Source organism: Amycolatopsis sp. NPDC003865, from assembly GCF_053605345.1.
Genome location: NZ_JBSGJA010000006.1, coordinates 156,809 through 169,047 on the forward strand (window position 1 = coordinate 156,809; position 12,239 = coordinate 169,047).

Here is a 12,239-nt window from a genome sequence, read left to right on the forward strand (position 1 = left end):
GTCTGAAAGAGTGCGGGCGTGACCGATGTCGACGACCTCCCGTTCCTCCGCAAGCAGGCCCGGACCCAGCGCTTCACCCTCGGCGCGCCGAAGGAGTTCCGGGTCGCCCCGGACGCCTCGCGCGTGCTGTTCCTGCGCGCGGAGTCGGGTACCGACCCCCGGCACAGCCTCTGGTCGGCCGACCTGGCGACCGGCGCCGAGACGAAGCTGGTCGACGCCGCCGAGCTGCTGCCCGGCGAGGAGGAGCTGCCCGCCGAGGAGCGGGCCCGCCGCGAACGGGCCCGGGAGACCGGTGGCGGCGTCGTCCACTACGGAGTGGACGCGGGCTTCACGGTCGCCGCGTTCTCGCTCTCGGGCAAGCTCTACACCCTGGACCTGGCCTCCGGCGAGGTGACGCTGCGCGTCGACGGCGCCGTCGTCGACCCGCGGCCGGACCCGACCGGCACGCACGTCGCGTACGTGCAGAACCGGCGGCTGCACGTCATGGAGCTGGCCACCGGCGCCGACCGCGTGCTGGTCGAGGAGGACGGCGACGACATCGCCTGGGGCCTCGCCGAGTTCATCGCGGCCGAGGAGATGGACCGCACCCGCGGCTACTGGTGGGCCCCGGACGGCCGGAGCATCCTCGCCGAGCGCTCCGACCGCGGCCCGGTGCCCCGCTGGACCATCGCCGACCCGGCCAACCCGCAGCACCCGGCGAACGTCGTCGCCTACCCGGCGGCGGGCACCACGAACGCGCTCGTTTCGCTGGCGGTACTCGGCCTCGACGGCTCCCGCGTGGACGTCGAACCGGGGGAGTGGGAGTACCTGGCCTCGGTGCACTGGTCGGCGGGCGGCGCACCGCTGCTCGCCGTGCAGCCGCGCGACCAGAAACGGATGGACGTCCTCGCCCTCGACGTCGCCGACGGCTCGACCTCGGTCGTGCACACGGCGGCCGACCAGCACTGGATCGACATCGTCGGCGGCGTCCCGGCGTGGACGCCCGACGGCCGCCTGGTCGTCGAGGGGATGGTCGACGGCGACCACCGGCTGTTCGTCGGCGGCGAGGCCGTCACGCCGGCCGGGCTGCAGCTTCGCGCCGTCCTCGACGTCGGCGACGAAATCCTGTTCAGCGCGTCCGAGGACGACCCGACGCAGATCCACGTGTTCCGGACCGAAGGCGCGTCGGTGCGCCGCCTGTCCACTGTGGACGGCGTGCACCACGGATCCGGCAGCGCCGCGGTCACCGTGCTTTCCTCGTGGAGCCTGGAGCACAGCGGACCGCGTGTCTCGGTGCTGCGTGACGGCGCGCCGGTGGCGTCGATCGAGGTGTCCACTGTGGACCCGGACATCGTGCCGAACCTGACCTGGCTGACGCTGGGGGAGCGCGGGTTGCGCGCGGCGCTGCTGCTGCCGCGCGGGTACGAGCCGAGCGAGGGCAGGCTGCCGGTGCTGCTCGACCCCTACGGCGGCCCGCACGCCCAGCGCGTCCTGCAGAGCCGCAACGCCTTCCTGACGTCGCAGTGGCTGGCCGACCAGGGCTTCGCGGTGCTCGTCGCGGACGGCCGCGGCACGCCGGGCCGCGGCGCGGTGTGGGAGCGCGAGGTCCACGGGCGCCTCGCCGACGTCACGCTGCAGGACCAGGTGGACGCGCTCCAGGCGGCCGCGGCGCAGTTCCCGGAGCTGGACGTCGAGCGCGTCGCGATCCGGGGCTGGTCCTACGGCGGCTACCTGTCGGCGCTGGCGGTGCTGCGCCGGCCGGACGTCTTCCACGCGGCGGTCGCGGGCGCGCCGGTCACCGACTGGTCGCTGTACGACACGCACTACACCGAGCGGTACCTGGGCAAGCCGCAGGACGAGGTCGAAAGCTACGCGCACAACTCGCTGATCGAGAGCGCCGGCGAACTGAGCCGGGCGCTGCTGATCGTGCACGGGCTGGCCGACGACAACGTGTTCGTCGCGCACGCGCTGCGGCTGTCGTCGGCGTTGCTGGCGAAGGGACGGCCGCACGTCTTCCTGCCGCTGGCGGGCGCCACCCACATGACGCCGCAGGCCGAAGAGGTCGCGGAGAACCTGATGCGCACGCAGGTCGACTGGCTGCTGCGCGAGCTTTCCGCCGTCGAAAAGGAGACCGCATGAGCCGCTGGGGCCTCACGATTCCGTTGACCGGGGTGCCGCTGACGGCGCACCGCGAGCTGGTCGAGCAGCTGCCGGACCTGGGTTACACCGACGCGTGGACGGCGGAGACGGCGGGCACCGACGCGTTCACGCCGCTGGTCCTGGCTTCGCAGTGGGCACCGCAGCTGCGGCTGGGCACGGCGATCGTGCCGGTGTACACGCGCGGCCCGGGCCTGCTGGCGATGCAGGCGGCGACGGTGGCGGAGCTGGCACCCGGCCGGTTCGTCCTCGGCATCGGCGCGTCGTCGCCGGTGATCGTCTCGGCCTGGAACGCCGCTTCCTTCGACGAGCCGTTCGCGCGGTCGCGGGACACGCTGCGGTTCCTGCGGTCGGCGCTGGCGGGGGAGAAGGTCACCGAGAAGTACGACACGTTCGCGGTGTCGAAGTTCCGGCTGGAGCGCCCGGCCGACCCGCCGCCGTCGATCATGCTGGCGGCGCTGCGCCCGGGCATGCTGCGCCTCGCGGCCCGCGAGGCGGACGGCGCGATCACGAACTGGCTGGCGGCTTCGGACGTCCCGCAGGTGCGGGCGGTCGTCGGTCCCGACCTCGAGCTGGCGGCCCGGATCTTCGTGTGCCCGACGGAGGACGCGGAAGCGGCGCGCGGCTTGGGGCGGATGCTGATTTCGAGCTACCTGACGGTCCCGGTGTACGCGGCGTTCCACGAGTGGCTCGGCCGCGGCGAGGCGCTGGCCCCGATGCACGAGGCGTGGGCGGCCGGGGACCGGCAGAAGGCGAACCAGGTGATCCCGGACTCGGTCGTCGACGAGCTGGTGATCCACGGCAGCGTGGAGTCGTGCCGGGAGCAGGTGCAGTCCTATGTGGACAACGGCCTGACGACACCGGTCATCGCCCTGCTGCCGACCGGCGGGGACCCGTTCGAGCAGGTGCGCGGGCTCGCTCCGCGCCGATAATCCGTTGCCCCCTCCGGCGCCCGGGTGTTCGCTGGGCGCCGGAGGAGGACGGATGAAGCGCAGGACGCCGCAGGAGAAGAAGCGGCTCAGCTACCTCAAGGACCGCCGCGACGCCTACGGCGAGAACGCCAAGTCGACGCGCAAGAACGTGCCGCGCGGCAAAGCGCACGCCCGCCGGGCGAACCGCGCGCGGGAGAGCCTGGTGCTACGGGCGGCGACCGGCAACCCGGACGAGGTCCGGGCCGAGGCGGCCGAGCTGCGGCTGCTGGGGAAGCGCCGCCGGGTGAAGCGCAAGTGGGCGGACACCACGCTGGCCGAGTACGTCGAGTGGAAGCTCGAGCACCGCGCGTCGCGGGAAGACGGCCGGGCCACCGGGCTCGACGAGGCGCTCGGCCGCGTGCGGCGCCGGCTGGGGCGGCCGGACCGCTAGGCGAAGACCGCGGTCGCCAGCAGCAACCCCAGCGTCCCCGAGGCCAGGCCCGCGAGAACGGTGACCAGCACGTTCAGCACCGCGTACAGCCGCGTCTTCTCCAGGAACAGCCGGACGGTCTCGTAGCCGAACGTCGAGAACGTCGTCAACCCGCCGCAGAAGCCCACCGCCACCAGCGCGCGCACCGAGGACGGCTCCGCGCCGTGCAGGAGCCAGCCGCTCAGGAAGCCCAGGATGAACGATCCCACGACGTTCACCGTCAGCGTCCCGAACGGGAACGGCGAGTCGCGCCACGCCTGCACCCGCCGGTCGGTCAGGTAGCGCAGGATCGACCCCGCCGCCCCGCCGACGGCCACCAGGACCAGCGTCACCCGGTCCGCCCCACGTAGCGGACCACCTCGACCTGGTCGAGCGTCACCAGGCCTTCGCCGATCAGCTCGTCCAGCTGCGGCAGGAACGCCCGCAGCCGCTCCTCCCGGTCGATGATCACGATGACCACCGGCAGGTCCTCCGACAGCGACAGGATCCGGGTCGTGTGGATCAGCGACGACGCGCCGTAGCCCTCGACGCCGCGAAGCACCGAAGCGCCCGCGAGGCCCGCGTCCCGGGCCCGCCGGACGATCTCGTGGTAGAGCGGCTTGTGGTGCCAGTGGTCGTCTTCGCCGAGGTAGATCGTGAGGCGGGTGGCCGGTCCTTCCATCAGCGTCCCTTCCGGATCGCGCGGGTCGCCGTCAGGCCGGCGGTCACCGCCGCCAGGCAGAAGACCACCGACGCCAGCGCGTAGGCGAACGAAGCCAGTATCCGCCCGGTCGTCGCCGCGTCCAGGGTGTCGGTCACGAACGTGGAGAAGGTCGTGAAGCCGCCGAGGATCCCGACGCCGAGGAACGGCCGCAGCAGGTGGTGCGGGCGCGCGGTGGTGGTCAGCAGCGCCATCAGGACGCCGATGAGCAGGCAGCCGAGGACGTTGGTGAGCAGCGTCGCGACGGCGAACTCGCCGCGGGCGTGCGGAATCGCGACGGAGAGGCCGTAGCGGGCGAGGCTGCCCAGCGCGCCGCCGGCGCCGATGGCCGCCAGGACGTCCCACCGGGGCACGTGATCACCTCCTCGCGGTGAACCTACTCCCGATGGCCGACGCGTCCCCGCCACCCGGTCGAGCATCCTGGACGGGGCCGGATGACAGGCAGCCGTCGGTCGCCGTACTGTTGCTCAGCGTAGGCAAGGCAACCCTAAGGAAGGCGGGTACATGCGCGGAGACGGGCTGGCCGGGGGCGACGGCGGCGCGCAACGGCTCGGCGAGCTGATCCCGGCGGCACTGCGCGGAATGGCGGCGGGAGTCGCGGAGCGCGGCGGCCCCATCCCGGCCGGCGGCCCGGCGGCGGTCGCGGCGGCGCTGGTCGCGGAGAGTGGCGAGCCGGCGGCCGGCTGGGGTGGGCTGGAGCCGGGCGTCGGGTGTGGTGGTTCGGCTTCGGCGGGTGAGCCGGCGGTCGGCCCGGGTGGGCTGGAACCGGCCGTCGGGTTTGGTGGTTCGGCTTCGGCGGGTGAGTTGGCGGGCGGCCCGGGTGGGTTGGAGTCGGCGGCGGAGCTCGGCGGTCCGGCTTCGGCGACGGCGCAGCCCGGCCCCGCTCGTGCCGCCGCGGTACCGGCCGCCGAGCCGCTGCCGGCCGGCGCCCGGGTGCCGGGCGCCGAACCCGCGCCGCTCCCGCCCGCTCTTCCCCGTCGCGGCGTCGGAGCCGAAGCCGCGCTCGAAGAGCTGAGCCGGCTGCTCGCCGCCGGGTCCGCCGATCCCGCCGACCCGGCCTGCGCCGCCCACCTGCACTGCCCGCCCCTCGCCGTGGCCGTGGCCGCCGACGTCGTCGCGAGCGCCCTCAACCCCTCCATGGACTCCTGGGACCAGGCGCCCGTCGCGAGCGAACTCGAGCGCGAGTTCACCGCCGGGATCGCCCGGTTGTGCTACCCCGCCGCCGAAACCCCCGACGCCGTCGTCACCACCGGTGGCACCGAATCCAACCTGCTCGGCCTGCTCCTGGCCCGCGAGAACGGCATCTTCCAGAGCGTCTGCGGCGCCAACGCCCACCACAGCGTCGCCCGCGCGGCCTGGCTGCTCGGCCTGCCCGCGCCCGTCGTCGTCCCGTGCGAAGGCGATCGCCTGCTCCCCGCCGCGCTCGCCGAGGTCGCCGGGCCGGGCACCGTCGTCGTCGCCACCGCCGGGACCACCAACACCGGGACCCTCGACCCGCTGCCCGAGATCGCCGAAATCTGCCGCCGCACCCACGCCCGGCTGCACGTCGACGCGGCCTACGGCGGCACCGCCCTGTGCAGCGACGCGCTCAAGCCGAAGCTCGCCGGGCTCGACCAGGCCGACTCCATCGCCCTCGACCTGCACAAGTTCGGCTGGCAGCCGGTCGCGGCCGGGCTCTTCGCCGCCCGTGCGGCCGCCGACCTCGCCGCCCTCACCGTCCGGGCCGAGTACCTCAACGCCGACGACGACACCGAAGCCGGCCTGCCGGACCTGCTCGGCCGCTCGATCCGGACGTCCCGGCGGCCCGACGCGTTCCGGATGGCCGTCACCCTGCGCGCGCTCGGCACCGACGGCCTCGGCGCGCTCGTCGAACGCTGCTGCGCCACCGCGGCCGAGGTCGCCGACCGCGTCGAGCGGCACCCCGGCCTCCGCCTCTGGGGCCGGCCCGAGCTGTCGACCGTCGTGCTGCGGCCCGTCGCCGCCGACGAGACCGGGGGCGACGAGCTCGTCGCCCGCGTGCGCCGCGCGCTGCTGGAAGCCGGCACCGCCGTCATCGGCCGCGCCACCCTCCCGACCGGACCCGGCGGCGAAAACCGCCTGTGGCTCAAGCTGACGCTGCTGCACCCGCACGCCACCGCCGAGGACTACGCCCCGCTGCTCGACCGGATCGTCGCCACGGCCTCCGCCGAGTTCGTCGCCGGCCGGGAAAGCCCGGTCGCTTCGTGAGGCGCCACCACCTCGCGGGCGTCGGCATCGGGCCGTTCAACCTCTCGCTCGCGGCGCTGGCCGCGCCGGTCGACGGCCTGGACGCGGTGTTCTTCGACGCCCGGCCCGAGTACCGCTGGCACCCGGGCCTGCTCGTCGACGGCGCGACGCTGCAGGTGCCGTTCCTCGCCGACCTGGTGACGCTGGTCGACCCGACCAGCCCGTTCTCCTTCCTCAACTACCTGCGCGACCGCGGCCGGCTGCTGCCGTTCTACTTCGCCGAGCGGTTCCACCCGGCGCGCGCCGAGTACGACGACTACGGCCGGTGGGCCGCGGCCCGGCTGCCGTCGTGCCGGTTCGGCCACGAGGTCACCGGCATCCGGTGGGCGGACGACGCCTTCGAGCTGACGGTCGCCGGGGCCGAGCCGGTGCTGGCGGACAACGTCGTGCTCGGCGTCGGATCGGTGCCGTCGGTGCCGGAACCGCTCGAAGCCCTCGTCGGCGATCCGGCGACCCTGGCGCTGCACTCCGCGGACTACCTGACCCACCGCCAAGAACTCCTCGCCGCCGAGAGCGTCACCGTGGTCGGGTCCGGGCAGTCCGGGGCCGAGGTGGTCCTCGACCTGCTGCGCTCGCGGTCCACTGTGGACGGCGTGCGCTGGCTCGCCCGGACCCCCGCGTTCGCGCCGATGGAGTACTCGAAGCTCGGGCTGGAGCAGTTCACCCCGGACTACACCGCGTACTTCCACGGCCTGCCCGAAGCGGTCCGCGACCGCCTGCTGCCCGCGCAGTGGCAGCTGTACAAGGGAATCGACGCCGAGACGATCGGCGCGATCCACGACGAGCTGTACCGCCGGAGCATCAGCGGACCCCCCGGCGCGGTGCTCACCCCCGGGGTCGAGGTCGTCTCGGCATCGCTGGTGGACGGTGCGGTCGAGCTCGGGCTCCGGCACGCGCAGCAGGGCCGCGACGCCACCGTGCGCACCGCCGCCGTCGTCGCCGCCACCGGCTACACCGAGACGCCGACCGGGCCGCTGCTGGCCGGGCTCGGCGACGCCGTCCGCCGCGACGCGCGCGGCCGCCTGGTGGTCGACGCCGGCCACCGCGTCGCCCTCGACGTGCCCGGCGCGCTGTTCGTGCAGAACGCGGAACGGCACACCCACGGCCCCGGCGCGCCCGACCTCGGCCTCGGGGCCTGGCGGGCGGCCGTGATCCTCAACGCCGTGTGCGGCAAGACCGTGCACGAGCTGCCCGACCGCACCGCCTTCACCACGTTCGGCCTGGAGGAGAAGTGACCCTCGACGAAGCGGCCGCCTGGCGCGCGGCCGGTGCCTTGGTCGTGCACAAGATGCTCGGCGAACTGTCCTACGAGCACATGCTGGAGCCGGTCGCCGACGGGGACGCGTGGCGGCTGGAACTGCCCGGTGACGTCTTCTACACGTTCCAGGCCCGGCGGGGTGCCTTCGACTCGTGGACGGTCGTGCCGGGCAGCGCGCACCGGTGCGGCGAGCCGGCCACGGACCCGCGCGCGCTCGTCGTGGACGCGCGGGAAGTGCTGGGGCTGTCGGGGTTGCGGCTGGCCGACGTCCTGGCCGAGCTGACCGCGACGGTCGCCAACGAGGCCGCTCGCCTGCGCCGCGCGCCGACCGCCGCCGACTTGTCTGCAATGGACTACAACGTGGCCGACGGGCACCTGACCGGCCACCCGCGGCTGGTGCTCAACAAGGGCCGCGTCGGGTTCTCCGCCCGCGACCGGGCGAGCTACGCGCCGGAGGCCGGCGCTGAGGTCCGGCTGCGCTGGTTCGCCGTCCACCCGGCCCACGCCGAATTCCGGTGCGTCGACGGGCTGAGCCGGGACGCGCTGCTCGACGCCGAACTCGGCGCCCGGCGGGCGGAGTTCGCGGCGCGCGCACCGGAGGACTACGTCTGGGTGCCCGTCCACCCTTGGCAGGCCGACGAAATCCTCGGCACGCTCTACGCCGCCGAACTCGCCACCGGGGTCATGGTGGACCTCGGGGAGAGCGCCGACGCCTACCGTCCACACCAGACGGTCCGCACCCTGGCCAACGTGAGCTCGCCGGGCCGGCACGACGTCAAGACCGCCGTGTCGGTGCGGAACACGCTCGTCTACCGCGGGCTGAACTCGGCGGCGACGCTCGCCGGCCCGTCGGTGACGTCCTGGCTGCGCCGGATCGACGCCGCCGACCCGCTGCTGAGCGAGAAGTACCGGTTCGGGCTGCTCGGCGAGGTCGCGAGCGTGTCGGTGCGGCACCCGCTGTTCGGGCACCTGGCGGACCTGCCCTACCGGTTCCACGAGACGCTGGGCGCGCTGTGGCGCGAGCCGCTGGTCGCACGGCTGGCCAAGGGCGAGCGCGCGATTTCCTTCGCCGCGTTGCCCTATCGCGGTCCCGACGGGGTCTCGGTGCTGGCGCACCTGATCGGCGGCGGCGACGCGGAAGCGTGGCTGACCCGGCTGTTCGACCTGCTGCTCACGCCGTTGCTGCAGTGGCTGCTGCGCCACGGCGTCGGGTTCTGCCCGCACGGCCAGAACCTCGTCCTGGTCGTCGACGCGGCCGGAGTCCCGCGGCGGGTGCTGATCAAGGACTTCGCGCAGGGGGTGGACCTGCTCGACGAGCGGCTGGAGAGCTACGAGTCGCTGCCGCCCGAAGCGGCGGCGGACATGCTGCGCTGGCCCGCGCACCTGCTGGCCCAGTCGCTGTTCAGCTCGGTGTTCTCCGGGCAGTTCCGGTTCTGGGCGGAGGTCCTGCTCGACGAGCTGGGCCTGCCGCGGGCGCGGTTCTGGGCGCCCGTGCGGGAGATCGCCGGCCGGTACCGCGAGGAAAACCCGGACGTGGCCGCGCGGTTCGACGCCTGCCGGCTGTTCGCGCCGGACGTCGAGCGCGTCACGCTCAACCGGGAGCACTTCGCCGGCCAGGGCTTCGACAAGGTCGAGCGCGACGACGAGTTCGACGTCCGCTGGGGCCGGGTGCCGAACCCGCTGCACGCCCCGGATCCCGGCGGCGCGTGGTGACGGCGTTCGCGCGCCCGGTGGGGCCGCGGTCGCTGGCCGGCCGGCGCGCGGCGGCCGCGGCGGGTGCCGCGGTGCTGCGCGGTGTCCTCGAGGACGACGGTGCGCGGCTGCTCCTGCTGGTGCCGGACCCGCACGCCCGGTTCGCCGCGGTCGAGCTGGCCGCGCCGTTCGCCGCCTCGGTGCTCGACGACGGGTACGGCGTCTGCGGCTACGTGTTCGCGTGGACGCCGTCGCGTGACCCGCTGCCGGAGTCCGGCGTGCTCGGCGGGTACCTCGACGGCTTCGGCGACCTGCGTGTGCGGCCGGACGCCGCGACCGCGATCCCCCTGGGCGACCGGACGTGGGCGGTGGTGTGCGACGCGGAGTGGCCGTCCGGGCAGGCCGCGGAACTGGCCCCGCGCGAGGTGCTGCGCGGCCGGCTCGCGGCGCTGGAGGGACTGGGGGCGGTGCCGTCGGTGGGCATCGAGCACGAGGTGGTGTTCTTCGACGCCGCCGGTTCGCCCCTGACGTCCCACGGTGTCGACTACGCCCTCGGCGGCACCGAACGGCTGGCACCGCTGCTTGCCGACGTGCGGCTGGCCCTGCACGAGGCGGGGCTCGGTGTGGAGTCGGCGCGCGCGGAGTGCCACCCGGGGCAGTACGAGGTGGTGCTGCGCCACCGCGACGCGCTGGCCGCGTGCGACGACGTGCTGCTGCAGCAGCTGCTCGTGCGCCGGGCCGCCGCGCGCCACGACGTCACGGCTTCCTACCTGGCCGCTCCCGTGCCCGGTCAGGGGAATTCGGGGCACGTGCACCTGTCTTTGTCCACTGTGGACGGTTCGCCGCCGGACCTGCTGGGCGGGTTCCTGGCGGGGGTCCTGCGCGACGCGCCGGCGCTGACGGCGGTGTGGGCACCGACGTGGAACAGCTACGTCCGGCTGCGGACGGCGCCGTTTTCCCCGCGCGAGGTGCGCTGGGGCCACGACGACCGGACGGCGGCGGTGCGGGTGGCCGGGCCGCCGTCGGATCCGCGCCTGGAGTTCCGCTTCGCGGGCGCGGACGCCCAGCCGCACCTGGTCGTCGCGGCCTTGCTGGCGGCGGGACAGGCCGGGCTGGAGGAGGGGCTGACCCCGCCCGGACCCGGAGTGCTCACCGGGTCCCTGGCGGGGTCGCCGTGGGAGGCGCTGTCGTCGATGGACCGGGTGGGCGAACTGCTGGGCACGGACGTCGCGGCGCAGCTGACGGCGCTGCTCACCGAGGAGATCGAGTCCGGTTTGGACGCGGTCACCGACTGGCAGCGCCGCCGCGGCGCCCTCCGTTCCTGAAAACCGCTAGGCCGGGCGGATGTTCTGGTTGACGTGGAACACGTTGTCCGGGTCGTAGCGCCGCTTCACCGTCGCCAGCCGGTCGTGGTTGGGGCCGTACGACGCGCGGACCCGGTCCTGGCCCTCCTCCATCATGAAGTTGACGTACGCCCCGCCCGCCGACGTCGGGTGCAGTTCCGCCCAGTAGTCCTTCGTCCACTGGGAAATCGTCCCGGCCTGCGAAGGCGACGGGTCCACGCCGACGATCACGCCCGACCAGCCGCCCGACCGGTGGGGGAACGCCGTCGCGTCGGGCGCGACCCGGCTCGCCGCGCCGTCGATCGGATACAGGTGCATCGACGAGTGCATCGTCGGCAGGGCCTCGCCGTGCTTGAGGTGGATGTCGATGGCCGCGTCGGAGATCTCGTGGAACACGTCCGCCCGCCAGTACCACTGCAGTCCCGCCGGGTACAGCGCGTCGAACGCTCCCTGCAAGGCCGTGTACGGCAGGTCGTGCAGCCCCACCAGCAGCGGCGAGCCGAACGAGCGCACCGGCGCCAGCACCTCGTCGGCCTTGTCGTGCGCGCCGGTGTAGCACCAGACGATGCCGCACGCCTTGCGGCCCCACAGCTCCTGCGGGAACGGCGGGGCCGGCGGGATCGTCAGCAGGCCGAACCAGCCGTTCAGCTCCTCGGGCAGCGACGGCAGCAGCTCGCGGTACCAGCGCAGCACGTCGGGCGTGTCGGCCAGGTCGTAGAGCACCGGCCCGCCGATCACCACGCCGCGCTCGCCGATGTCGTGGCAGCGGAACGTGAACGACGTGACGACGCCGAAGTTGCCGCCCCCGCCGCGCAGGGCCCAGAACAGGTCCGGGTGCGAAGACTCCGAAGCGTGCACGAACTCACCGTCCGCGAGCACGACGTCCGCGCCGAGCAGGTTGTCGACCGTCAGGCCGAAGCGGCGGGCCAGGTAGCCGATGCCACCGCCGAGCGTCAGGCCCGCGACGCCGGTGGAGGACACGATGCCCGACGGCGTCGCCATCCCGAAGGCGACCGTCGCGTGGTCGACGTCGCCCCACGTGCACCCCGCGTCGGCGCGGACGGTGTGGTTCACCGGGTCGACCGTGGTGCTGCGCAGGCCGGACAGGTCGATGACCAGCGCGCCGTCGGCGACGCCGAGGCCGCCCGCGTTGTGGCCGCCACCGCGGATGGCGAGGTCCAGGCCCTGTTCGCGCCCGTAGCGGACGCAGGTGACGACGTCGGCCGCGTCGCGGCAGTAGGCGATCGCCGCCGGCCGTTTGTCGATCATGGCGTTGTAGACCGCGCGGGCTTCGTCGTAGCCCGGGTCGGCCGGCGTGACGAGGTCGCCGCGCAGCGCGGTGGCCAGTTCTTCGTGCGGCAGAGCGGTGGTGGTCATGGTGCCCCTCTCGGATGTCCCGGTTCGGGAGGGAACGTAGGCAGCCGGCGTTCGCGGAGCGTTCGGT

11 protein-coding genes are annotated in these 12,239 nt (G+C 74.2%); 7 read left to right on the forward strand and 4 right to left on the reverse strand.

Features of this window, described 5'->3' with window-relative positions; translation table 11 throughout:
• Positions 1-18: 18 nt before the first annotated feature.
• From ACWEVP_RS16780 to ACWEVP_RS16790, 3 genes are read left to right on the forward strand one after another with little or no spacing between them, the layout of a single operon-like run.
• Positions 19-2,118, forward strand: coding sequence for a prolyl oligopeptidase family serine peptidase (locus ACWEVP_RS16780; protein ID WP_452063435.1), 2,100 nt, complete (start codon positions 19-21; stop codon positions 2,116-2,118).
• Positions 2,115-3,068: an LLM class F420-dependent oxidoreductase gene (locus ACWEVP_RS16785; protein WP_452063436.1), complete on the forward strand. Its 954-nt coding sequence runs from the start codon at positions 2,115-2,117 to the stop codon at positions 3,066-3,068. Before ACWEVP_RS16780 ends, ACWEVP_RS16785 begins: the two co-directional genes overlap by 4 nt.
• Before the next feature lie 52 nt (positions 3,069-3,120).
• Entirely contained in the window at positions 3,121-3,498 is a 378-nt protein-coding gene (locus ACWEVP_RS16790; protein WP_452063437.1) for a hypothetical protein, read from the forward strand.
• Here the strand turns inward: ACWEVP_RS16790 and crcB are convergent.
• The 3 genes from crcB to ACWEVP_RS16805 are packed head-to-tail and all read right to left on the reverse strand — an operon-like array spanning position 3,495 to position 4,590.
• Positions 3,495-3,869: a fluoride efflux transporter CrcB gene (crcB, locus tag ACWEVP_RS16795; RefSeq protein ID WP_452063438.1), complete on the reverse strand. Its 375-nt coding sequence runs from the start codon at positions 3,867-3,869 to the stop codon at positions 3,495-3,497. The two genes, ACWEVP_RS16790 and crcB, sit on opposite strands and share 4 nt — an antisense overlap.
• Complete coding sequence (locus ACWEVP_RS16800; RefSeq protein WP_452063439.1) at positions 3,866-4,198, reverse strand: DUF190 domain-containing protein; 333 nt, start codon at positions 4,196-4,198, stop codon at positions 3,866-3,868. Before ACWEVP_RS16800 ends, crcB begins: the two co-directional genes overlap by 4 nt.
• Entirely contained in the window at positions 4,198-4,590 is a 393-nt protein-coding gene (locus ACWEVP_RS16805; protein ID WP_452063440.1) for a fluoride efflux transporter FluC, read from the reverse strand. Before ACWEVP_RS16805 ends, ACWEVP_RS16800 begins: the two co-directional genes overlap by 1 nt.
• A 151-nt stretch (positions 4,591-4,741) precedes the next feature.
• Between ACWEVP_RS16805 and ACWEVP_RS16810 the strand changes: the two genes are divergently transcribed.
• The 4 genes from ACWEVP_RS16810 to ACWEVP_RS16825 are packed head-to-tail and all read left to right on the forward strand — an operon-like array spanning position 4,742 to position 10,777.
• Positions 4,742-6,463 carry a pyridoxal phosphate-dependent decarboxylase family protein gene (locus ACWEVP_RS16810; RefSeq protein WP_452063441.1) on the forward strand — a complete coding sequence of 574 codons (1,722 nt, stop codon included), beginning with the start codon at positions 4,742-4,744 and terminating at the stop codon, positions 6,461-6,463.
• Complete coding sequence (locus tag ACWEVP_RS16815) at positions 6,460-7,737, forward strand: lysine N(6)-hydroxylase/L-ornithine N(5)-oxygenase family protein (RefSeq protein WP_452063442.1); 1,278 nt, start codon at positions 6,460-6,462, stop codon at positions 7,735-7,737. The genes ACWEVP_RS16810 and ACWEVP_RS16815 overlap by 4 nt, the downstream gene beginning before the upstream one ends.
• Positions 7,734-9,473 carry an IucA/IucC family protein gene (locus ACWEVP_RS16820; RefSeq protein ID WP_452063443.1) on the forward strand — a complete coding sequence of 580 codons (1,740 nt, stop codon included), beginning with the start codon at positions 7,734-7,736 and terminating at the stop codon, positions 9,471-9,473. The genes ACWEVP_RS16815 and ACWEVP_RS16820 overlap by 4 nt, the downstream gene beginning before the upstream one ends.
• A complete protein-coding gene (locus ACWEVP_RS16825) occupies positions 9,470-10,777 on the forward strand; it encodes a glutamine synthetase (protein WP_452063644.1) in 1,308 nt (435 codons plus the stop codon). The genes ACWEVP_RS16820 and ACWEVP_RS16825 overlap by 4 nt, the downstream gene beginning before the upstream one ends.
• A 6-nt stretch (positions 10,778-10,783) precedes the next feature.
• Here the strand turns inward: ACWEVP_RS16825 and ACWEVP_RS16830 are convergent, their stop codons facing one another.
• Positions 10,784-12,172: an FAD-binding oxidoreductase gene (locus ACWEVP_RS16830; RefSeq protein WP_452063444.1), complete on the reverse strand. Its 1,389-nt coding sequence runs from the start codon at positions 12,170-12,172 to the stop codon at positions 10,784-10,786.
• Positions 12,173-12,239: the final 67 nt, after the last annotated feature.

Coding starts and splice junctions, on each gene's coding strand:
- ACWEVP_RS16800 (WP_452063439.1), bottom strand. CDS start 4,198: ATGGAAGGACCGGCCACCCGCCTCACGATCTACCTCGGCGAAGACGAC.
- ACWEVP_RS16830 (WP_452063444.1), bottom strand. CDS start 12,172: ATGACCACCACCGCTCTGCCGCACGAAGAACTGGCCACCGCGCTGCGC.
- ACWEVP_RS16810 (WP_452063441.1), top strand. CDS start 4,742: ATGCGCGGAGACGGGCTGGCCGGGGGCGACGGCGGCGCGCAACGGCTC.
- ACWEVP_RS16785 (WP_452063436.1), top strand. CDS start 2,115: ATGAGCCGCTGGGGCCTCACGATTCCGTTGACCGGGGTGCCGCTGACG.
- ACWEVP_RS16790 (WP_452063437.1), top strand. CDS start 3,121: ATGAAGCGCAGGACGCCGCAGGAGAAGAAGCGGCTCAGCTACCTCAAG.